Source organism: Pseudomonas sp. C5pp (assembly GCF_000814065.1).
GTDB lineage: Bacteria > Pseudomonadota > Gammaproteobacteria > Pseudomonadales > Pseudomonadaceae > Aquipseudomonas > Aquipseudomonas asiatica.
Window position 1 is genome coordinate 152,421 of sequence record NZ_JWLN01000006.1, and the last position, 21,910, is coordinate 174,330.

Annotated in this window: 21 protein-coding genes; 11 read left to right on the top strand and 10 right to left on the bottom strand. The window is 63.2% G+C overall.

Going from position 1 to position 21,910, the window contains the following annotated elements; genetic code table 11:
* Positions 1–145 precede the first annotated feature (145 nt).
* Genes RR51_RS07090 through RR51_RS07105 form a run of 4 tightly spaced genes read left to right on the top strand, consistent with a single transcriptional unit; the run spans position 146 to position 2,117 of the window.
* Positions 146–706 (top strand): hypothetical protein, encoded by a 561-nt coding sequence (locus tag RR51_RS07090; RefSeq protein WP_015271784.1) that lies wholly within the window; start codon positions 146–148, stop codon positions 704–706.
* Between the two features lie 33 nt (positions 707–739).
* Complete coding sequence (folM, locus tag RR51_RS07095; RefSeq protein ID WP_052261039.1) at positions 740–1,477, top strand: dihydromonapterin reductase; 738 nt, start codon at positions 740–742, stop codon at positions 1,475–1,477.
* A gap of 9 nt (positions 1,478–1,486) precedes the next feature.
* Positions 1,487–1,783, top strand: a complete 297-nt coding sequence (locus RR51_RS07100) for a DUF1244 domain-containing protein (protein ID WP_003260708.1) — start codon at positions 1,487–1,489, stop codon at positions 1,781–1,783.
* A complete protein-coding gene (locus tag RR51_RS07105) occupies positions 1,776–2,117 on the top strand; it encodes a HopJ type III effector protein (RefSeq protein WP_003260709.1) in 342 nt (113 codons plus the stop codon). Before RR51_RS07100 ends, RR51_RS07105 begins: the two co-directional genes overlap by 8 nt.
* 44 nt (positions 2,118–2,161) lie before the next feature.
* Here RR51_RS07105 and RR51_RS07110 read toward each other — a convergent pair whose 3' ends face one another.
* From RR51_RS07110 to RR51_RS07125, 4 genes are all read right to left on the bottom strand, one after another.
* Positions 2,162–3,070 carry an alpha/beta hydrolase family protein gene (locus RR51_RS07110; RefSeq protein ID WP_039613043.1) on the bottom strand — a complete coding sequence of 303 codons (909 nt, stop codon included), beginning with the start codon at positions 3,068–3,070 and terminating at the stop codon, positions 2,162–2,164.
* A gap of 167 nt (positions 3,071–3,237) precedes the next feature.
* Complete coding sequence (gene fabV / locus RR51_RS07115; RefSeq protein ID WP_023661196.1) at positions 3,238–4,449, bottom strand: enoyl-ACP reductase FabV; 1,212 nt, start codon at positions 4,447–4,449, stop codon at positions 3,238–3,240.
* A gap of 243 nt (positions 4,450–4,692) precedes the next feature.
* A complete protein-coding gene (locus tag RR51_RS07120; protein ID WP_023661197.1) occupies positions 4,693–5,226 on the bottom strand; it encodes a cytochrome b/b6 domain-containing protein in 534 nt (177 codons plus the stop codon).
* Complete coding sequence (locus tag RR51_RS07125; RefSeq protein WP_003260712.1) at positions 5,223–5,489, bottom strand: PepSY domain-containing protein; 267 nt, start codon at positions 5,487–5,489, stop codon at positions 5,223–5,225. Before RR51_RS07125 ends, RR51_RS07120 begins: the two co-directional genes overlap by 4 nt.
* A 176-nt stretch (positions 5,490–5,665) precedes the next feature.
* Between RR51_RS07125 and RR51_RS07130 the strand changes: the two genes are divergently transcribed.
* The gene (locus RR51_RS07130) at positions 5,666–6,844 is read left to right on the top strand and encodes an acetyl-CoA C-acetyltransferase (RefSeq protein ID WP_003260713.1); all 1,179 of its coding nucleotides are present in this window, start codon (positions 5,666–5,668) and stop codon (positions 6,842–6,844) included.
* Between the two features lie 136 nt (positions 6,845–6,980).
* On the opposite strand, the gene metE is transcribed toward RR51_RS07130, so the two are convergent.
* Positions 6,981–9,272 carry a 5-methyltetrahydropteroyltriglutamate--homocysteine S-methyltransferase gene (gene metE, locus RR51_RS07135; RefSeq protein ID WP_039613044.1) on the bottom strand — a complete coding sequence of 764 codons (2,292 nt, stop codon included), beginning with the start codon at positions 9,270–9,272 and terminating at the stop codon, positions 6,981–6,983.
* A gap of 316 nt (positions 9,273–9,588) precedes the next feature.
* Here metE and RR51_RS07140 point away from each other — a divergent pair, with 316 nt between their 5' ends.
* Entirely contained in the window at positions 9,589–11,076 is a 1,488-nt protein-coding gene (locus RR51_RS07140; RefSeq protein WP_039613045.1) for a methylenetetrahydrofolate reductase C-terminal domain-containing protein, read from the top strand.
* Here the strand turns inward: RR51_RS07140 and yjiA are convergent.
* From yjiA to RR51_RS07155, 3 genes are all read right to left on the bottom strand, one after another.
* Positions 11,036–12,013 carry a GTPase gene (gene yjiA / locus RR51_RS07145; protein ID WP_015271793.1) on the bottom strand — a complete coding sequence of 326 codons (978 nt, stop codon included), beginning with the start codon at positions 12,011–12,013 and terminating at the stop codon, positions 11,036–11,038. The genes RR51_RS07140 and yjiA overlap by 41 nt on opposite strands.
* Positions 12,014–12,213: 200 nt before the next feature.
* A complete protein-coding gene (locus RR51_RS07150) occupies positions 12,214–12,411 on the bottom strand; it encodes a YbdD/YjiX family protein (protein ID WP_013974210.1) in 198 nt (65 codons plus the stop codon).
* A 13-nt stretch (positions 12,412–12,424) separates the two neighbouring features.
* Positions 12,425–14,491, bottom strand: coding sequence for a carbon starvation CstA family protein (locus RR51_RS07155; RefSeq protein ID WP_015271794.1), 2,067 nt, complete (start codon positions 14,489–14,491; stop codon positions 12,425–12,427).
* Positions 14,492–14,669: 178 nt separating this feature from the next.
* Here RR51_RS07155 and RR51_RS07160 point away from each other — a divergent pair, with 178 nt between their 5' ends.
* Both RR51_RS07160 and RR51_RS07165 read left to right on the top strand, forming a co-directional pair.
* Entirely contained in the window at positions 14,670–15,032 is a 363-nt protein-coding gene (locus RR51_RS07160; protein ID WP_013974212.1) for a PilZ domain-containing protein, read from the top strand.
* 263 nt (positions 15,033–15,295) lie between these two features.
* Positions 15,296–16,813, top strand: coding sequence for a nucleobase:cation symporter-2 family protein (locus RR51_RS07165; RefSeq protein WP_013974213.1), 1,518 nt, complete (start codon positions 15,296–15,298; stop codon positions 16,811–16,813).
* 176 nt (positions 16,814–16,989) lie between these two features.
* On the opposite strand, the gene radA is transcribed toward RR51_RS07165, so the two are convergent.
* Positions 16,990–18,360 carry a DNA repair protein RadA gene (radA, locus tag RR51_RS07170; RefSeq protein ID WP_003251626.1) on the bottom strand — a complete coding sequence of 457 codons (1,371 nt, stop codon included), beginning with the start codon at positions 18,358–18,360 and terminating at the stop codon, positions 16,990–16,992.
* Between the two features lie 176 nt (positions 18,361–18,536).
* Between radA and mscL the strand changes: the two genes are divergently transcribed.
* On the top strand, positions 18,537–18,956 hold the full coding sequence (gene mscL / locus RR51_RS07175) for a large-conductance mechanosensitive channel protein MscL (protein ID WP_003258332.1): 420 nt from the start codon (positions 18,537–18,539) through the stop codon (positions 18,954–18,956).
* Between the two features lie 34 nt (positions 18,957–18,990).
* On the opposite strand, the gene RR51_RS07180 is transcribed toward mscL, so the two are convergent.
* Entirely contained in the window at positions 18,991–19,767 is a 777-nt protein-coding gene (locus RR51_RS07180; protein WP_015271797.1) for a ferredoxin--NADP reductase, read from the bottom strand.
* 211 nt (positions 19,768–19,978) lie between these two features.
* On the opposite strand from RR51_RS07180, the gene RR51_RS07185 reads away from it, so the two are divergent.
* Positions 19,979–20,686: an autoinducer binding domain-containing protein gene (locus RR51_RS07185; RefSeq protein WP_039613046.1), complete on the top strand. Its 708-nt coding sequence runs from the start codon at positions 19,979–19,981 to the stop codon at positions 20,684–20,686.
* A gap of 96 nt (positions 20,687–20,782) precedes the next feature.
* Entirely contained in the window at positions 20,783–21,907 is a 1,125-nt protein-coding gene (locus RR51_RS07190) for a methyltransferase (RefSeq protein ID WP_013974217.1), read from the top strand.
* Positions 21,908–21,910 lie beyond the last annotated feature (3 nt).

A 21,910-nucleotide genomic window follows, 5' to 3' on the forward strand; every position in this document is an offset into this window, starting at 1 on the left:
GTTTGCCGGCTTACAGTTGCCGAAGATCGCAGATGGGCGATAATCCGCGCCCGATTCTTGCATGCATGCCTGTGTCGCCCACCACCCCGGGCCACTCAGCCAAAGGGGCCGGCTACCCGCCAGCCCCGTTGCCAGGAGATACACGATGTCTACCCCACCCGTCACCTTGATGGTGTCGCGCCGCGCCGCCCATGGCCGCTACCAGGACTTGCTGGCCTGGCTGCATGAAGGCGAGCAGCTGGCCACCGACTTCCCCGGCTACCTTGGCTCGGGCATCCTCGCGCCCCCCCGCGACAGCGACGAATTCCAGATCATCTTCCGTTTCAGCGACGAGCCGACTCTGCATGCCTGGGAACATTCCGCCTCGCGTCGGGCCTGGTTGCAACGCGGCAACGGGCTCTTCGAACGCCCCAAGGAAGCGCGCGTGAGTGGCATCGACGACTGGTTTGGCACCAACATGGTGCAAAAACCACCACGCTGGAAGCAGGCTGTGGCCATCTGGCTGGCCTTCTTCCCGGTCTCGCTGGTGTTCAACCTGGTGTTCGGCCACTGGCTCGCTGCGCTGGACCTGGTACCACGGGTACTGCTCAGCACCCTTGGCCTGACGCCGGTGATGGTCTACCTGTTCATCCCCCTGTCCACCCGTTTGCTGGCCGGCTGGCTGCATGCGTCCCCCGCCCCTGCCGGCGCCCTGCGCAGCCGCTGAGGCCAGGCCGTACACGCGGTAGACAGTTCGGGTATGCTGGGCGGCAACCAAAGGACAGACAAGTTGACCGCCCCGAACATGAACAGCCCCATTCTCGTTACCGGAGCCAGCCAGCGCGTCGGGCTGGCCCTGGCCCTTGAACTGGCACAGGCCGGCCATACGGTGGTCAGTGCCAGCCGCAGCATCCAGCCACAGGCGGCCCACCCGAACATCGTGCAGTTCCAGGCCGACCTGTGCCAGCTGGCCGATCGACAGGCCCTGATCGACTACTTGCACAACCATTACGACGGCCTGCGCGCGATCATCCACAACGCCTCGTTGTGGCTCGACGATGGCCTCGACAACCTCGAGACCATGTTCCGCCTTCACGTCGAAGCGCCCTACCACCTCAACCTGGCCTTGGGCGACCTGCTGGCCAAGGTGGAAAAGGCCGACATCATCCACATTTGCGACGAAACCTCTTCGCGCGGCAGCAAAAGCCACATCGGCTACGCCGCGACCAAGGCCGCGTTGCAGAACATGGTGCTGTCGTTCGCCGAAAAATATGCGCCCAAGGTGCGTGTGAACGGTATCCTGCCCGGGCTGCTGATCCTCAAGGAAGGGGGTGACGAAACCTACCGCCAGCAGACCTTGAAAAAGGCCCTGCTGGAGTTCGAACCCGGCGCCGGCCCGCTGATCGAGACGGTCAGGTACCTGCTCGCCAGCCAGTACAGCACCGGCAGCCAGGTGGTCATCAACGGTGGCCGCCACCTGAAGAACCGCATGACCTGAGAGAAGCCCATGACCCCACAGCAACAGCTCGAACTCGAGGCCGCCGCGTTCCGGCGCCTGGTCGAACACCTGCAAAAGCGCACCGACGTGCAGAACATCGACCTGATGAACCTGTCCGGCTTCTGCCGCAACTGCCTGTCCAAGTGGTACAAGGCCGCGGCTGACGAGCGCCAGCTCGACCTGAGCCTGGATGATGCCCGCGAAGCGGTGTACGGCATGCCTTACGCCGAGTGGAAAGCCCAATACCAGAAAGAAGCCAGCGCCGACCAACAAGCGGCGTTCGAAAAAGGAAAACCTCGTGACTGACCTGAACACCCTGCGCGCCAGCCTGGCCAGCGGCCAACACGTGTTTGCCGACACCCTGGCGTTCATTGCCGACAACTACAGCTACCAGCCACAGGCCTTCGACAATGGCGGCGTGGCAAACGCGGCCGGGCAGAACGAAGGTTCGTGCAAGACCCTGGGCCTGGCGCTGCTGGAAGGGCTGAGCGACCAGGAAGCGCTGCTGGCCTTTGGCGAGCACTACCGTGACGTGGTGGCCACGCCCGAGGGCAGCGACCATGGCAATATCCGTGCGCTGATCAAGCATGGGCTGGCGGGCGTCAAGTTCGCCGAGCTGCCGCTTGCGCGCAAGGCTTGAGATTTTGGGGCCGCTCCGCGGCCCTTTCGCCGGCGCAGACAGCATCAACCCATGATCCTTCCTGGGACCTCACCCGCCAACCCACCCTGCTGCAACCACTGCAAGGCCACCGGCCACAAACTTTCGCGAAAGCGGTCATGGAAGAACGCGAAATGGCCAATTTCATCGACCGAGATATCCACAGGCGCAATACGCAGGTGCTGGCGCTCGGCGCCCTGCAGATAACCCAGCAAACGCTCGGTCGCCGCCACGGTACCAAAGGGATCATCGGTCAGGCTGATGGCCAGCGTCGCCGCCCGCACCTGGGCGAATGGTAGTGCCTCCAGTGCACGCCCACTGGGTCGGTGCTCATAGCGCGGGGTACGGGTGGTCCAATCGTGCACCACGCCGGATGGCGTGTCCTCCAGCCAACCCAGACGCTTGCCGGGAAAGTAACCGAACACGCGGGTGAGCAGCGGCATTACCACATGCCACTTGCAGAACAGCTGCCAACGCTGGTCAGCCGCATAATCACGCCAGTAGGCGAATTGCGCGCCAACCATCACCACCCGGCGAACCTTGCTCGCCGACGGTGCCAGCCCCACTGCGCACCCGCCAAAACTGTGCCCCACCACGTCCACCGGCTGACCGGGGAAATGTTCTGCTGCATGCACCAGCATGGCTTCGAAATCCAGCCGGCCCCAGTCGCTCCAGGATGCCTGAAAGCCACGCAGCGAGGCCGGGCGGGATTCGCCAATGCCACGGTAATCGTAGGTCAGCACATCGCACCCCTGGGCAAACAGGTGGTCGGCGAAACGCGAGTAGTAACGGCAGCGTACCGAGGTGGCAGCATTGATGATCACCAGCGGGCGCTGGCGGTCAGGTCGGGCGTGGCGCCAGCGAAAACCGCCGAGGCTGTAGCCGTCGGCTGCGGTATGGCGAAAGGCAGTGGCGGGTTGGGTGAGGCTGCTCATGGCACATTCCCTGTCGTTGTGCGCCAAAGCTAGCAAAGATTTTATAGCCTGTACCGGCCTCTTCGCGGGTAAACCCGCTCCTACAGGTACTCCATTCCCCTCAAGTTAGAAGTGATCCCTGTGGGAGCGGGTTTACCCGCGAAAGGGCCGGTACAGGCCGACAGCGATTACAGCTCGATGCAGTCGAACTTCACATCGGTAGCCACGTCTTCGTCGTAGTTGACGTCAGCGCGCTCGAAGCCGAACAGGTTGAGGAACTGCTTCTTGTAACCGGCATAGTCGGTCAGCTCGAACAGGTTCTCGGTGGTCACCTGTGGCCACAGCGCCTTGCAAGCGTCCTGCACGTCATCACGCAGTTCCCAGTCGTCCAGGCGCAGGCGGCCCTTCTCGTCGACCTCGGCCGGCGCGCCGTCGGCACGGTACATACGGTCGCGGTACATGCGGTCCAGCTGGTCCTGGGTGCCTTCGTGAACACCCTTCTCCTGCATGATCTTGAACACCATCGACAGGTACAGCGGCATCACCGGAATGGCCGAGCTGGCCTGGGTAACCACCGACTTCAGCACCGCCACGTTGGCGCCGCCCTTCACTTCATCGGCCAGCTTCTTGTCCAGGCGCAGGGCGGTTTCGTCCAGGTCCTGCTTGGCTTGGCCCAGCGCACCGTGCCAGTAGATCGGCCAGGTGATGTCGCTGCCGATGTAGCTGAAGGCCACGGTGCGGGCGCCTTCGGCCAGCACGTTGGCACCAGCCAGGGCGTCGATCCACAACTGCCAGTCCTGGCCACCCATGACGGTGACGGTGTCGGCGATTTCCTGCTCGGTAGCCGGCTCGATGCTGGCCTCGATGATGGTGTCCTTGTTGGTGTCGATGGCGGTCGACTTGTACGGCTGGCCGATCGGCTTCAGGGCCGAACGCACCAGTTCACCGGTCTGCGGCAGCTTACGCACTGGCGAGGCCAGCGAGTAGATGACCAGGTCGACCTTGCCGCCCATTTCGTTCTTGATCAGCTCGATGACCTTGGCACGGGCTTCGTCGGAGAAGGCGTCACCATTGATCGACTTGCTGTACAGGCCCTCGGCCTTGGCGAACTTGTCGAAGGCTGCAGCGTTGTACCAGCCAGCGGTGCCGGCCTTGGTCTCGGTGCCTGGTTTTTCGAAGAACACGCCCAGGGTGTCGGCCTTGAAGCCGAACGCCGCGGTGATGCGGGCTGCCAGGCCGTAGCCGCTGGAAGCACCGATGACCAGGACCTTCTTCGGGCCATCCTCGCGCACGCCCAGCTTGCGGGTGGCTTCGATCTGGTCACGGACGTTGAGCTCGCAGCCCTTCGGGTGAGTCGTGGTGCAGATGAAACCGCGGACCTTAGGATGAATGATGGCCAATGTCTGTACCTCGTCAGGTTTATGCCGGGGGAAGCGCCGCCATGGGCGATTCCGGTTGATCAGAGGGTGAGACTACCCCCGCAGGTTATCCGACACATATTACGGGGTGATCAAAGGGATTCAAAACCGAGGTTTGCCTGTGCCGGCCTCCTCGCGGGTAAACCTGCCCACAGGGACCGCGCAGATCTTGAGGGCTGCGCAGTAGCTGTGGGAGCAGGTTCAGCCGGGAAGTGGCTGCCAACGTCAATCGCGGTGCCGACGGCGCCCCGTGATCATCGACCACGGCAGGTTTTCCCGCATGCGCACGCTCTCGTAGATGGCCGCCAGCACATGGACGCAAACCAGCACCAGCAGCGCGTTGGCCAGCCAGCTGTGCAGGTCCATCGGCCAGTCGACACCAAACAGCGCGTCCACCTCCTGCGACGCCCACCCGGTAAGGCCCAGGCCGGCGATGCAAGTCAGCATCAGCACCATCACCAGGGCGCCAATCGGCGAATGTCCCATATGATGGTCAAGCCCCCCATGCAGCAGCGCACGGGCATGTCCGACCAGGCTTGCCGGGGATGGCCAGAAATCGGCCCAGCGCGCGCTGCGTGGCCCAACAAAGCCCCAGACCACACGCACCACCACAACGGCTAGTGCGTAGTAGCCCAGCCACTGGTGCCAGTCTTCACCCTCTTCGTTGAAGAAGTAGTTGGCGAAGAACACCACGGCGATCGACCAGTGGCACAGCCGCAGTAGGGGGTCCCACAGCTGTACCGTGCCGTCGCTGTTCAATCGTGGTACTCGGTCTTGACTGCCTTGCCCGTCACTGGGTCATGGTAGATCTCGACCTTCTTGCCATCCTTGTCGAAACCGTAGATCTCGTAGCAGTTACCCTTGGTGACCTTGAACTTGTTGATCTTGTAGCCCTGCTCCTTGAGCTGCGCCTGGAATTTTTCCTGATCCTGCCAGGTGCTTTTGTCAGCGGTGGTGCATTCGGTGGCGGCGAATGCAGCGCTGCTGCCGATCAGGAGGGTCATGGCGATCAATGTACGCATGGGCATGTGCTCCCATCCAGATGAGTGTAATAGCGCATCCCTGAGCATAGTTCCGCAGGTCGCTTCGCGCTCATTCATTTGCTTTACACATCAATCGCAAAGAAAAACAAACTTAACAAATGAGCCAAAGCCACCGATGCTTGAGGCATTACGCCCATCGCACGGAGAACAACAACATGAACGACGTGGTCATCGTCGCCGCAACCCGTACCGCCATCGGCAGCTTCCAGGGCGCCTTGGCCACTGTGCCTGCAGTAGACCTCGGTGCCGCCGTGATCAAGCGCCTGCTGGAACAGACCGGGTTGGCCCCGGCGCAGGTCGATGAAGTCATCCTCGGCCAGGTGCTTACCGCCGGCGCCGGGCAGAACCCGGCACGCCAGGCCGCGATCAAGGCCGGCCTGCCCTTCAGCGTGCCGGCAATGACCCTGAACAAGGTCTGCGGCTCGGGCCTGAAGGCACTGCACCTGGCCGCTCAGGCCATTCGCTGCGGTGATGCCGAGGTGGTCATCGCCGGCGGCCAGGAGAACATGAGCCTTGCCCCTTATGTGATGCCTTCAGCCCGCACCGGCCAGCGCATGGGCCATGGCCAGCTGATCGACAGCATGATCAGCGACGGCCTGTGGGATGCCTTCAACGACTACCACATGGGTATCACCGCCGAAAACCTGGTGGACCAGTACGGCCTCAGCCGTGAGCAGCAGGATGCCTTCGCCGCCGAGTCGCAGCGCAAGGCGGTGGCGGCGATGGAAGCCGGCCGCTTCGATGATGAAATCACCCCGATCGTGCTGCCGCAGAAGAAGGGAGAACCCAAGGTGTTCGCGCGGGACGAACAGCCACGCCCGGATACCACCGCTGAATCCCTGGGCAAACTGCGCCCGGCGTTCAAGAAGGATGGCAGCGTCACTGCCGGCAACGCCTCGAGCCTGAATGACGGCGCCGCCGCCGTGCTGCTGATGAGCGCCGCCAAGGCCAAGGCCCTGGGCCTGCCGGTGCTGGCCAGGATCGCGGCTTACGCCAGTGCCGGTGTAGATCCGGCGATCATGGGCATCGGCCCGGTGTCGGCCACCCAGCGCTGCCTGGACAAGGCCGGCTGGCAACTGGCCGAGCTGGACCTGATCGAAGCCAATGAAGCCTTTGCCGCGCAGGCGCTGGCCGTGGGCAAGGCGCTGGAATGGGATGCCACGCGGGTCAACGTGAATGGCGGGGCGATTGCCCTTGGCCACCCGATTGGTGCGTCCGGGTGCCGGGTGCTGGTGACCCTGCTGCACGAGATGATCAAGCGGGACGCCAGGAAAGGACTGGCAACCCTGTGCATTGGTGGCGGGCAAGGCGTGGCCTTGGCTATCGAGCGGTGATCACAGATTGAATTGAACAGGCCTGGCCCTTTCGCGGGTAAACCCGCTCCCACAGGAACCCCACTGAAGCTGAATCCAGTGGGGACCCTGTGGGAGCGGGTTTACCCGCGAAAGGGCCGGTACAGCCAGCGAAAAATCAGGCAGTGGCACGCAGCTCGCGGGCAGCTGCGACCATGTTCACCAGCGCTGCCTCGGTCTCCGGCCAGCCGCGGGTCTTCAGCCCGCAATCCGGGTTGACCCACAGGCGCTCGGCCGGGATACACCGGGCAGCCTTGTGCAGCAGCTTGACCATTTCCTCACGGGTCGGCACCCGTGGCGAGTGAATGTCATACACACCCGGGCCGATCTCGTTGGGGTAGGCGAACCGTTCGAAAGCCGCCAGCAGCTCCATGTCGGAGCGCGAGGTCTCGATGGTGATCACATCGGCATCCATCGCCGCGATCGACTCGATCACGTCGTTGAACTCGCTGTAGCACATGTGGGTGTGAATCTGGGTTTCGTCACGCACCCCCGAAGCACACAGGCGGAAGGCCTCGGTGGCCCACTCCAGATAATGGGCCCAGGCGCCGTGGCGTAGCGGCAAGCCTTCACGGAACGCCGCTTCGTCGATCTGCACGATCCTGATACCCGCCGCTTCCAGGTCGACCACTTCGTCGCGGATCGCCAGCGCCAGCTGCCGCGCCTGCACTTCGCGGCTCACGTCTTCACGCGGGAACGACCACATCAGCATGGTCACCGGGCCGGTCAGCATGCCCTTCATCACCTTGCTGGTCAGGCCCTGGGCGTACTTTATCCATTCCACGGCCATGGCCTTCGGCCGGCTCAGGTCGCCAACGATCACCGCAGGCTTCACGCAGCGCGAACCATAGCTCTGCACCCAACCGAAGCGGGTGAATACATAGCCATCGATCTGCTCGGCGAAGTACTCGACCATGTCGTTGCGCTCGGCCTCGCCGTGCACCAGCACATCCAGGCCCAGGTCCTCCTGGATTTTCACCGCATGGCGAATCTCGCTGTGCATGGCGTCGACGTAATCGGCCTCGGTCAGCTTGCCCTGCCTGTAGGCCTGACGTGCCAGACGAATCGCCGAGGTCTGCGGGAACGAACCGATGGTGGTGGTCGGGAACGCCGGCAGGTCGAGCCCCGCACGTTGCTTGACGATACGTTGGGCAAAGGCTGATTTTCGCTGGCTGTCAGCGGGCTTGATGGCTGCCAGCCGGGCCTGCACGCCAGGCTTGTGAATACGCGGCGAAGCGGCGCGGCTGGCCTGCACGGCCTGGCTCTGGGCCAATGCGGCGGCCACGTCGGCGGCGTGCGGGGCATTGATGGCCTTGGCCAGCAGCGCCACTTCCTGGCACTTCTGCACGGCGAAGGCCAGCCAGCTGTGCAGTTCGGCATCGAGCTGGTCTTCACGGTCCAGGTCCACCGGGCTGTGCAGCAGCGAGCAGGACGGCGCCACCCACAGCCGCTCACCCAGGCGCTCATGGGCATGGCGCAGTACCTCCAGCGCCTTTTCCAGGTCGCAGCGCCAGACGTTGCGGCCGTTGACCAGGCCCAGCGACAGCACCTTGTAGGCCGGCAGGCGGTCGAGGATGGTCGGGTACTGCTCGGGCGCCCGCACCAGGTCGATGTGCAGGCCATCGACTGGAAGGTTGGCGGCCAGGCCCAGGTTGTCTTCCAGGCCGCCGAAGTAGGTGGCGATCAGCTTCTTCAGTGGCGCCCGCTGAAGGATGTTGTAGACGCGCTCGTAGGCATTCTTCCAGTCCTGAGGCAGGTCCAGGGCCAGGATCGGCTCATCGATCTGCACCCACTCCACGCCCTGGGCAGCCAGGCGGTTGAGGATCTGGTCATACAGCGGCAGCAGGCGGTCGAGCAGCTCCAGCTTGTCGAAATTGCCACCTTTGGCCTTGCCCAGCCACAGGTAGGTCAGCGGGCCGATTACCACCGGTTTGACCGCATGGCCCAGGGCCTGGGCTTCTGCCACTTCTTCGAACAGTTGCTCCCAGCTCAGGGCAAACTGTTGGTCGACAGTGAATTCGGGGACCAGGTAGTGGTAGTTGGTGTCGAACCACTTGGTCATTTCCTGGGCGTGCGCGCCGCCGCAGCAGCTGTCACCCACAGCGCCACGGGCCATCGCGAACAAGGTCTGCAGGGTGGGCCTGGCAGCGTCGTGGCTGCGGAAGCGCTGCGGGATCACGCCGAAGGTCAGCGAGTGTGTGAGCACCTGGTCGTACCAGGCGAAGTCGCCAACCGGCAGCAGTTCGATGCCGGCGTCTTTCTGCACCTGCCAGTGGCGGGCACGCAGCTCGCGGCCGACGGCGCGCAGGCCGGCTTCGTCGAGTTCGCCCTTCCAGAAGGCTTCCTGGGCCTTTTTCAGCTCGCGGTCGCGGCCGATACGTGGAAAGCCCAGGTTGTGTGCCAGTGCCATGTCTTGTCCCTCAGCATGCATAAATGAATGAGGGGATTTTCCGGGCACTTTCATCTTGAGACAAACTCATTAAATTTGAGATGAACTCAAGACTTATTCATGTTCGTGAATTTGTACTGCCTGTACTGGCCCTTTCGCGGCTAAAGCCGCTCCTACAGGTACCGCGCCACCCTGTGGGAGCGGCTTTAGCCGCGAAAGGGCCGGCACAGGCAAACCCCGGATGTCTCATTCAGAGCACCACCCTGCGCATCCGGACATGACCGCACCCGCCTTCTGCCGCACAATGCCACCCTGACCAAACCAGGTACCCGGCCCCATGAGCCTGCTGAAAACCGCGCTGCGCGAAAACACCTTCGTCTGCGTCATGGAGTTCGTCCCCAAGCCCTCCACAGAACGCTTCGCCGCCATGGACGCGATCCTGGCCCGTGCGCACCTGTGCGGCTGGCCGATGACCGTGGCAATCGGCGACCGCGTCGGCAGCCCGCTGGACATGTCGCCACTGGACGCCCTCGCCTCGTTCAGCAACCCGGTACCCGCCCTGCCGCACTTCTCCGGCAAGGACCGCGAACGCCACCACCTGCTCGCCCAACTGCAACGCATGGATGCCGCCGGCCTCGACCAACTGTTGCTGCTTACCGGCGACCGCCTGCCCGGCCACCAGCCCGGCCAGCGCCCGGTGCGCTACCTGGAATCGGTCGCAGCCCTGCAGATCGCCCGCCAGGCCTGCCCGCACTGGCTGCTTGGCGCGGCGCTCAACCCGTTCAAGTACTGCGAGGAAGAAGGCGGCGCCCAATACTTCAAGGCCGAGAAAAAACTGGCGGCGGGCGCCGACTTTCTCACCCTGCAACTGGGTTTCGATGCCGGCAAACACCAGGAAGCCATGCACTGGATGAGCCGCCAGGCCACGCCCAGGCCGATGCTGGCCTGCCTGATGAGCCTCACCCACGGGCGTGCGACGATGCTCGAGCACGTGGCCGGCGTGACCGTCACGCCGTCCATGCGCGACATGCTGGAAGCGGAAGCGGCGCAGTCCAAGGCCTTTGCCCAGGCCCGCAGCGTCGACCGCCTGGCCTTGCAGATCATCGGCGTGAAGCTGATGGGCTACGCCGGCGTGCATCTGTCGGGGGTTCATGAACTCAAGCAACTGCTGGCCCTGGAGGCACGCATCGAGCACTGGCAGGCGCAAATCCACACACTGGAACAATGGGCGCCGGCCTGGCAGGCCAGCTGGCAGATGCCCGGCCTGCCGGCAGTCAGCTTCCATCCGCCGCAGGCAAGCTGGCGCCAGGGCGAGTCACGAGTCGATGCCTCGTTCAAGGAGAAAGCGCGCTATCACCTGATGCACGGCACGCATTCGCTGCTGTTCAGCCGCCGCAATAGCCTGAGCAAGGCATTTGGCTGGGCCGTACGCCAACCGATGTGGGCTACCCGCCTTGGCGCACAGGTGCTGCACAAGGTGGAACACGCGGTGAAGCACCCGCTGGTAGGCTGCGACACCTGTGGCCGCTGCCGCCTGGAAGACACCCTGTACATCTGCCCGGAAACCTGCCCCAAGGGCCTGGCCAACGGCCCCTGCGGCGGCACCGCGCTGAACCGCTGCGAGTTCGGCGACCGCGAATGCATCCACAGCGTCAAGTACCGCACCGCCAAGGCGGTGCGGCAGATGGCGCTGCTGACCGAGCGCCTGATCCCGTGCATCGAGCTCGAGACACGCCACCGCAGCTCATGGCCGCAGTGGTTCCAGGCCCAGACGCCGCGTCAGCTCAGCCCGCAGCCAGCGCCTCGAACCCAGCCCGAATCGTAGCTTCGGGCAATTCGTCAGCGATGAACACCATCACGCTCTCGCGAGTTTCACCCTCGGCCCACTCGGCGTCCCAGTCGAAGCCATAGAGCTTGAGCACACCCTGGAACACCAGCTTGCGCGCTTCACCGGCAATGTTCAGCACGCCCTTGTAGCGCAGCAGCTGCTTGCCGTGGGTTTCCAGCAGTTCGTTCATGAAGTCGCTGAGGCGGTCGATATCCAGCGCGCTTTCCGTGCGCAGCACCAAGGTGGAGATCCGGTCCGGGGTAGCGGGCTTGAGCAGCGGGCGTAGCGCTGGCTTGAGGTTCGCGCCCAGATCGGGGTTGAGGTTGAAACCACGCACATCCAGCAGCTCGGCCAGGTCGATACGACCATGCTCGACCACGCGGATCGCCGCCCGGCCATTGATGCGGGCCAGGCGCTCGCGCAGGGCCTCGACCGCAGCGGGCTCGACCAGGTCGGTCTTGCTCAGCAGCAGGCGATCGGCAAAGCCGACCTGGGCCTGGGCGATGGTCTGGGTCAGGTGCAGCTCGGCGTGGGCGGCATCGACCAGGGTGATGATGCCGTCGAGGATGTAGCGCTCACGCAACTCTTCGTCGATGAAGAAGGTTTGGGCCACCGGTGCCGGGTCGGCCAGGCCGGTGCATTCGATTACCAGGCGGTCGAAGGCGATCTCGCCGGCATCCAGGCGTTCGAGCAGCAGGTACAAGGCGCGGGTCAGGTCGCCGTGGATGCTGCAGCACACGCAGCCATTGGCCAGGGTCATCACCTGCACCGGCTCGTCGCCCAACAGCTGGCTGTCGATGCCGGCCTCGCTGAATTCGTTTTCGATCACGGCGATCTTCAGGCCGTGCTCGGCCTTGAGCATGTGCTTGAGCAAGGTGGTCTTGCCGGCACCGAGGAAGCCAGTGAGTACGGTTACGGGAATAGGCGTCTGCACGCAGAACATCTCCTGTGCAGTGAAATTTGGAGGGTGTGCCGCAGCCTTTGTGGGAGCGGCCTTGTGTCGCGATAGGGCCACAAAGCGGCCCCGGCAATATCTGCGGCGAAGCTGAAAATGTGGGGCCGCATTGCGGCCCTATCGCGACACAAGGCCGCTCCCACAAAAACCGCGCTAGCCGATCAGGCTAGCGCGGTCCGTTAGCAGCACTTGGGCCCGGACTTGCCGCCGTAACGCGCTTCCTGGCGTTCGCGGAAGAACTCCTCGTACGTCATGACCGGCTTGTCCGGGTGCTTGGTCTGCATGTGCTCGACGTAGTTGTCGTAGTCGGGCATGCCGACCATCAGGCGGGCTGCCTGCCCCAGGTATTTACCCAGTCGACCCAGGTCGTTGAACATCGCAGCAGTCCTCTCAAGCGTCAGGCAGGGCCTGGAACGGGGTTTCCTTGTCGGTGCGCTCTTTGCGGCCGAGGGCGGCGAAGCCGACCTTTACAGCGAAGAACAGCACGCTGAACACCACCACCAGGAACAGCACGGTCAGGCCGGCATTGGTGTAGGCGTTGAAGATCACGTGCTGCATCTGCCCGATGTCCTTGGCCGGGGCCAGTACCTGGCCGGCGTCCAGCGCGGCGCTGTACTTCTTGGCCAGGGCCAGGAAGCCAACTGCCGGGTTCGGGTCGAACAGCTTGATCAGGCCGGCGGTGGTGGTGCAGATCAGCAGCCATACGGCCGGCAGCAGGGTGACCCAGACGTAGCGCTGACGCTTCATCTTGATCAGCACCACGGTGCCGAGCATCAGGGCGATACCCGCCAGCATCTGGTTGGAAATGCCGAACAGCGGCCACAGGGTATTGATGCCACCCAGCGGGTCGATCACGCCCTGGTACAGCAGGTAGCCCCACAGAGCCACGCAGCCGGCAGTACCGATCAGGTTGGCAGTCCACGATTCGGTGCGCTTGAGCGCCGGCACGAAGCTGCCCAGCAGGTCCTGCAGCATGAAGCGCCCGGCACGGGTGCCGGCGTCCACTGCGGTGAGGATGAACAGCGCCTCGAACAGGATCGCGAAGTGGTACCAGAAGGCCATGGTGTTTTCACCCGGCAGCACCTGGTGCAGGATCTGCGCGATACCCACAGCCAGGGTCGGCGCACCACCGGCACGGGCCAGCACGGTGTGCTCGCCAATGTCGCGGGCAGTGGCCTCGAGTTGCTCAGGGGTGATCAGGAAGCCCCAGCTGCTGACCGTCTGCGCCACCGACGCCACATCGGCACCGACCACCGCGGCCGGGCTGTTCATGGCGAAGTACACGCCTGGTTCGATCACCGAGGCGGCGACCATGGCCATGATGGCAACGAACGACTCCATCAGCATGCCGCCGTAGCCGATGTAGCGGGCGTTGGTTTCGTTGTCCAGCAGCTTCGGCGTGGTCCCCGAGGAGATCAACGCGTGGAAGCCGGACACCGCGCCACAGGCAATGGTGATGAACAGAAACGGGAACAGGGTGCCCTTCCACACCGGGCCAGTGCCGTCGGTGAACTGGGTCAGCGCCGGCATCTTCAGCTCGGGCGCGATGATCAGGATACCGATGGCCAGGCCGACGATGGTGCCGATCTTGAGGAAGGTCGACAGGTAGTCACGTGGCGCCAGTACCAGCCATACTGGCAGTACCGCGGCGACGAAACCGTAGCCCACCAGCATCCAGGTGATCTGCACACCGGTAAAGGTAAACGCAGGGCCCCAGGTCGGGTCTGCGGCAATCTGGCCCCCCAGCCAGATCGAAGCCAGCAGCAGCACCACGCCGATGACCGATATCTCACCGATATGGCCCGGGCGGATGTAGCGCATGTAGATGCCCATGAACATCGCGATCGGGATGGTCGCCATCACCGTGAACATGCCCCAAGGGCTTTCGGCCAGGGCCTTGACCACGATCAATGCCAGCACCGCAAGGATGATGATCATGATCAGGAAGCAACCGAACAGCGCGATGGTGCCCGGGATGCGGCCCATCTCCTCGCGCACCATGTCGCCCAGCGAGCGGCCGTTGCGGCGGGTGGACAGGAACAGGACCATGAAGTCCTGCACCGCACCGGCCAGCACCACGCCGGCGATCAGCCACAGCGTGCCGGGCAGGTAGCCCATCTGCGCGGCGAGTACCGGGCCGACCAAGGGGCCTGCACCAGCGATGGCGGCGAAATGGTGACCGAAGAGGATGTGTTTGTTGGTCGGGACGTAGTCCAGGCCGTCGTTGTTGAGCACCGCCGGGGTGGCACGGCGAGGGTCGAGCTGCATCACCTTGGTGGCGATGAACAGGCTGTAGTAACGATAGGCGACCAGGTAGATGGCCACTGCCGCGACCACGATCCACAAGGCATTGATCGCCTCGCCGCGACGCAGGGCAACCACGCCCAGCGCACAGGCTCCTATGACTGCCAGCGCCAGCCACGGAATGTGGCGTAGCAGGCTATTATTGTTGTTCATGGTTTGCTTCCAGCTGGTGGATTGGAAAAGACCGCCCATCGAGTCTAGGGCGAGTCATCGCGCATTGCCACACTTGCTTTGGTCTAGAGCCTCTGCGGCCAGATTGCGGTACCTGATGTACATACCACTCTAACTATAGTCAGGATGTCACCTGAGGACCTATGCGAGGATCTAACCCATGAGCGACCACGACGAACGCCGCCGTTTTCAGCGCATCGATTTCGACGCCCCTACCGAGCTGCGCCAGGGCCTGCGACGCTGGCCTGCGAAGCTGCTGGACCTTTCACTCAAGGGTTTGCTGATCGAACGACCGGCCAATTGGGATGTCGACCTGACCCAGGACTTCGATGCCATCATTCACCTGGGCCCCGATGCACGCGTGCAGATGCAGGTTGAACTGCGCCATGAGGAACCAGACCGCCTGGGTTTCATCTGCTTGTACATCGACCTCGATTCGATGAGCCATCTGCACCGTCTTGTGGAATTGAACGTGGCCGACAGCACCGAAATGATGCGTGAGCTGCGCGAACTGATCGAATAATGAAATCTCTTAGCTAGCTAATCGCTTCCCCGCCTTTTGTTTCCTGTCTACCCAGACAGCTTTAAGCCTGGGTAGCAGCGCTTTGTACACACCCCTCTAGTACAGCCTCTGACAAGTTGGTACGCCTTCTGCATTGAGCTCTCGCACACCCTGCGGGCGCTCTTGTGCGCGCTCCGATCAAAATATTGTATACAATTCTTGTGGCAATCATTTGTAGGAAGTGTCTACAGTAGCACCACAACAATAAACAGAGAGCCTGCTCCATGACTACGTCCCCTAGCACGTCTCCCGCCAAGCGCCCCGAGGATGAAAACCTCGGCCTTGGTGCCAACCTGGCCTATGGTCTGCAGCATGTGCTGACCATGTACGGGGGGATCGTCGCGGTACCCCTGATCCTGGGGCAGGCCGCGGGCCTGAACGGTGCCGAAATCGGCATGCTGATCGCCGCTTCGTTGTTTGCCGGTGGCCTGGCCACCCTGCTGCAAACCCTCGGTCTGCCGTTCTTCGGCTGCCAGTTGCCGCTGGTGCAGGGCGTTTCGTTCGCCGGTGTGGCAACCATGGGTGCAATCCTCAGCAGCGAGGGCGGCGGTGGCCTGCCGGGCGTGCTCGGTGCGGTCATGGCAGCATCGCTGATCGGCTTTCTGATCACCCCGGTGTTCTCGCGCATCACCAAGTTCTTCCCGCCGCTGGTGACCGGCATCGTCATCACCACCATCGGCCTGACCCTGATGCCCGTGGCCGCTCGCTGGGTGATGGGTGGCAACAGCGCCTCGCCGGAATTCGGCAGCGTGGCCAACATCGGCCTGGCGGCCCTGACCTTCGCCATCGTGCTGCTGCTGAGCAAGCTGGGCAGCGCGGCGATTTCCCGCCTGTCGATCCTGCTGGCCATGGTGGTCGGTACCCTGATCGCCTGGGCGCTGGGCATGGCCGACTTCAGCAAGGTCACCGAGGGCCCGATGTTCGCCTTCCCCACGCCGTTCCATTTCGGCATGCCGGAATTCCACATCGCCGCGATCCTGTCGATGTGCATCGTGATCATGGTGACCTTGGTGGAAACCTCGGCCGACATCCTCGCCGTGGGTGAGATCATCGACACCAAGGTCGACTCCAAACGCCTGGGCAATGGCCTGCGCGCCGACATGGCATCGAGCATCCTGGCGCCAATCTTCGGCTCGTTCACCCAGAGCGCGTTCGCCCAGAACGTCGGCCTGGTAGCCGTGACCGGGGTCAAGAGCCGCTACGTGGTGGCCACCGGTGGCTTGATCCTGGTGGTGCTCGGCCTGCTGCCGATCATGGGCCGGGTGATTGCCGCAGTCCCTACTCCGGTACTGGGTGGCGCGGGCATCGTGCTGTTCGGCACCGTGGCAGCCAGCGGTATCCGCACCTTGTCCAAGGTCAGCTACAAGAACAATGTCAACCTGATCATCGTCGCTGCCTCGCTGGGCTTCGGCATGATCCCGATTGCCGCACCGACCTTCTACCACCACTTCCCGAACTGGTTCGAGACCATCTTCCACTCGGGCATCAGCTCGGCGGCGATCATGGCCATCCTGCTGAACCTGATCTTCAACCACTTCACCGCCGGCAACTCGGACCAGCAGTCGGTGTTTGCCGCCGCGTACGAGCGCACCATCCAGTACTCGGACATTTCAGCGCTGCGTGATGGCGACTACTTCAAGGATGGCAAGCTGTTCGATGCCGAGGGTAATGAGGTGCCGATGCTGGAACTGGACGAGCATGGCAATGAAACGGTCAGGCGCAGTGCGGTTGCCGAGCATTGACCGCTGACTGAGCGGTGAGGTGGGGGGCCGATGCGCATCGTCGGCCCCTTTTTCGTTTTGCCTGTGCCGGCCCTTTCGCGGGTAAACCCGCTCCCACAGGGTTTGCGCAATCCTGAAGCTGATGCGGTACCTGTGGGAGCGGGTTTACCCGCGAAGAGGCCAGTACGGGCCACGAATTATTCGAACAACGCATCCAGAGCCTGCTCCAGCCGGGTAACGGCAATCACCTGCAACCCGGCGGGAGCCTCTTTCGGCGCATTGCCCTTGGGCACGATGGCCCGCTTGAAACCATGCTTGGCGGCCTCCTTCAAACGCTCCTGACCACTGGGCACCGGCCGTACCTCGCCAGACAGGCCGATCTCGCCAAACACCAGCAGGCCATGGGCCAGGGGCCGGTTGCGCAGGCTGGACATCACCGCCGCCAGCAACGCCAGGTCAGAAGCGGTTTCCAGCACCTTCACCCCGCCCACCACGTTGAGGAACACGTCCTGGTCATGGGTGGGAATACCGCCGTGGCGGTGCAGCACCGCCAGCAACATGGCCAGGCGGTTCTGGTCTAGGCCCAAGGTCACCCGACGCGGGTTGGCCAGGTGGCTGTCGTCGACCAGTGCCTGCACCTCCACCAGCATTGGCCGGGTGCCTTCCCAGGTGGCCATCACCACGCTGCCCGGTACTTCCTCCTGGGTGCGGTTGAGGAAGATCGCCGAGGGGTTGGACACTTCCTTCAGGCCCCGGTCGGTCATGCCGAACACACCCAGCTCGTTGACCGCACCAAAGCGGTTCTTGACTGCCCGCAGCAGGCGCAGGCGGCCATCGGACTCGCCTTCGAAATACAGCACGGTGTCCACCATGTGCTCGAGTACCCGCGGGCCGGCCAGCGAGCCTTCCTTGGTCACGTGGCCGACCAGGAAGATCGCCGTGCCGCTCTGCTTGGCGTAGCGCACCAGCAACGCCGTACTTTCGCGCACCTGGGCCACACCGCCGGGTGCCGATTGCAGCTGCTCGGTGAAAATGGTCTGGATCGAGTCGATCACCATGACCCGCGGTTTCTCGACGCGGGCCGTGGCGATGATGGTCTCGATGCAGGTTTCGGTCATCACCTTGAGCTGGTCCTGGGGCAGGCCCAGGCGCCGGGAGCGCATGGCCACCTGCTGCTGCGACTCCTCGCCGGTGACATACAGCGCCGGCATGCCCACGGCAATGTTGCACAAGGTCTGCAGCAGGATGGTCGATTTGCCGATGCCGGGGTCACCACCGATCAACACCACCGAGCCATCCACCAGGCCACCGCCCAGCACGCGGTCCAGTTCGGTGCTGCTGGTGGTGAAGCGCGGGATCTCCTCGACGCTGACTTCGGCCAGGGTCTTGATCTGCGCCTGCTGCCCGGTCCAGCCAGCACGGCCGCTACTGGGCGCAGCGGCACCACCGCTTTCGATCATGGTCTCGACCAGGGTGTTCCAGGCCCCGCATTCGCCACACTGGCCGGCCCATTTGGGGAAGGTCGCACCGCACTCGGTGCAGCCATACAAGCGCTTGGCCTTGGCCATGGCTGGGGTCTCCTGGAAAAAACCGCCATGATAGCCGAGCTGGACGTGCCTCGAACGCCTCGGGATGCGACAAAACTATTCGTTCTAACAGCGGTCTGTGGCCCTGAACACAACGCATGAAGCGTTTAAGTGGCTTACACTGCGTAAATCTCACCTTTTGTTACAAGGAACCAAACATGGGCATGATCAGTGAGTTCAAGGCCTTCGCGGTCAAAGGCAATGTCGTCGACATGGCGGTTGGTATCATCATCGGCGCGGCCTTCGGCAAGATCGTCTCGTCTTTCGTCGGTGACGTGGTCATGCCGCCACTGGGCCTGTTGATCGGTGGTGTGGACTTCAGCGACCTGGCAATTACCCTGAAGGCTGCCGAAGGTGATGTTCCGGCGGTGGTGCTGGCGTATGGCAAGTTCATCCAGACCGTGATCGACTTCGTCATCGTGGCCTTTGCCATCTTCATGGGAGTCAAGGCGATCAACCAGCTCAAGCGTGAAGAGGCGGTGGCGCCGACTACACCGCCTGTACCGACTGCAGAAGAGACCTTGCTGACCGAGATTCGCGACCTGCTCAAGGCGCAGAACCAGAACCGCTTGCCTTGAATTTGCGGGGGGCCGCTTTGCGGCCCCATTAGCCTTACCAGTAATTCTCTACCGCCACCTGCCCCGGCCGCTTGCTCAGGCTCAATTGCAGGTCGCGCGCCTTCAGTACCTTGCGCGTCTCATCAATCATCTCCGGGTTGCCACACAGCATCACCCGCGAATGTTCCGGCGACAGTTCCAGCCCCGCCGCCTTCTCCAGCTCGCCATTCTCGATCAGCGTGGTAATCCGCTGGTTCAACGCCCCTGGGTGCTGTTCACGGGTCACCACCGGAATGAACTGCAACTTGCCGGCGAATTCGGACAGGTAATCGCGCTGCTCCAGCCCGGCAATCTCGTCCACATAGGCCAGCTCTTTCGCTTCGCGCACCGAGTACACAAGCTTGATGTTGTCGAAACGCTCCCAGGCCTCGAAGTCCTGCAGGATCGACATGAACGGCGCAATGCCAGTACCGGTCGCCAGCAACCACAGGTCACGGCCACCAACGAAGCGGTCGAGGGTAAGGAAGCCGAAGGCCTGGCGATCGATCAGCAGGGTATCGCCTGCCCCCAGCCGGCTCAGTTCGCTGGTGAACTCCCCGCCTGGCACCACGATGGAGAAAAAATCGAGGTGCTCGTCATGGGGCGCGCTGACCATGGAATAGGCGCGCCACACCACACTGCCATCGGCCTTGGTCACGCCAAGGCGGGCAAACTGGCCGGAACGGAAGCGGAACCCCGCATCGCGCGTAACCCGCAGGCTGAAGAGGTTCGGCGTGAGTGGCTGAACATCGAGCAGGGTCTGACGGGTGAACTTTTCGGCGCTAGCGGTCATATCGGGCTCCAGGTTTGGCGTGCGCACAGTGTCGCGCAAAGTGACGCGGATAAAAACCACTGCTTTGTAGGGCCTCATCTGCGACGATCCTGTCTTACTCGCAGCAAATCCTGACTGCTATAACAAAAAATTCTCAGCGAATCGGTAGGTCCTTTCCTACAATCATGCGGGTACCCAAACGGACTGGATCCTGAGGCAAGGAGTATTTCAGATGCTTAACTGGAAACCCGAGCATCTTCATTTGTTCATAGACGAACGCTGTCCAAAGAAGTTGTTCGACATCGCCGTGCATCTGGCGCAGGACCTGGACATGGAGTACCTGGGACTGAACATTCGCATCCAGATCGCGACGCAAACACCCCACCTGTTCCTGTACAGCAATTACCCTCGCGAATGGATCGAGCGCTACCAGCGCGATGAGTTCTACAAGCAGGACGCGGCCGCCAATGTGAGCCACAGCTCGACCATGCCGGTGCTGTGGACTGATGACCTGTATCACGAGGCTCCGCAGTTTCGTGAAGCGGCCTGCCGAAGCGGTCTGCGCTATGGTTGGACACAGTCATTGCACGACCAGCGGCACAACGAAAGCCAGATCAGTGTGGCCAGGCCCGCCGGGGCCATCGATACAGTCGAACTCTACAGCAAGGCCGGCAATGTGCAGTGGCTGTGCCATACGCTGCATGCGGTGCTTGGCGAACATCACCTCAAAGCACTGTGCCCGCCACAACCGAAAATGAGCGAGCGGGAGCTGGAAGTGCTGAAATGGTCCGCCGCCGGCAAGACCGCCGCAGACGTTGCCTGCATCCTTTCACTGTCGCAAAGCACGGTGAACTTCCATATTCGAAGCGTTATCACCAAGACCAACGCCGCCAACAAGGCCGGCGCCATCGCCATCGCCGCCCTGCGTGGTTGGCTCTGAGCTCGAAACCTGCGACCTTGGGCAAAGCCCTGTAGAATCGCCCGGCAAAGCCCGGGGCGAACCGCAACGGGCAGTTTCATACCCGAGCCAGACGCCATGCCCCTGTTGACCACCCCATACGCCGAACTCGACCTGATCCGCCAGCCGGAACAGGCCAACGACCCGCTGCAGGCTTTCGATGCCGCCGACGAGTACCTGCTTGCGCAGCTGCACGAGCAGGCACCCGAGGCCAACTGCCGGGTGCTGGTGCTCAATGACAGCTTCGGCGCCCTGGCCGCCAGCCTGGCAGGCAAGCTGCAGGTGGTCAGCAGTGGCGATTCGCACCTGGCGCACCTGGCCCTGGAAAAGAACCTGGCACGCAATGGCCTGCCGTTCGACAGCGTGCCGTTCGTGCCGGCCAGCGAACATTGGCAAGGCCCGTTCGACCGGGTACTGGTGCGCGTGCCCAAGACCCTGGCCCTGCTCGAAGAACAGCTGATCCGCCTGCAGGGCCACCTGGCACCCGGTGCGCAGGTGATTGCCGGGGCGATGATAAAGCACCTGCCACGGGCGGCCGGAGACCTGATGGAGAAGTACATCGGCCCGGTGCAGGCCTCGCTGGCGCAGAAAAAGGCCCGCTTGCTGACCGCGACGGTGGCCGAACGGCCGGTCGCCCGCTCGCCCTACCCTAGCCGCTACCGCCTCGACGCGCCGGCGCTGGAGCTGCTCAACCACGCCAACGTGTTTTGCCGGGAGGGGCTGGATATCGGCACGCGGGCGTTCCTGCCGCACCTGCCCCGCGAACTGGGCCGCGCGCGAGTGGCGGACCTGGGCTGCGGCAACGGCGTGCTGGCGATAGCCAGCGCCCTGGCCAACCCGGATGCCCAATACACCCTGGTCGACGAGTCGTACATGGCGGTGCAATCGGCGCGTGAGAACTGGCAGGCCGCGCTGGGCGAGCGCCCGGCGGTGTTCGAGGCAGCCGATGGGTTGGCGGGGGTAGAGAAGCAGTCGCTGGACGTGGTGCTGTGCAACCCGCCGTTCCACCAGCAGCAGGTGGTGGGCGATTTCCTCGCCTGGCGCATGTTCCAGCAGGCGCGTGAAGCGTTGGTGGTGGGTGGGGCGCTGTATATCGTGGGTAACCGGCACCTGGGCTATCACAGCAAGCTGGCGCGGTTGTTCCGGGGGGTGGAGCAAGTGGCGGCAACGCCCAAGTTCGTCATCCTTAAAGCTCGTAAATAGGCA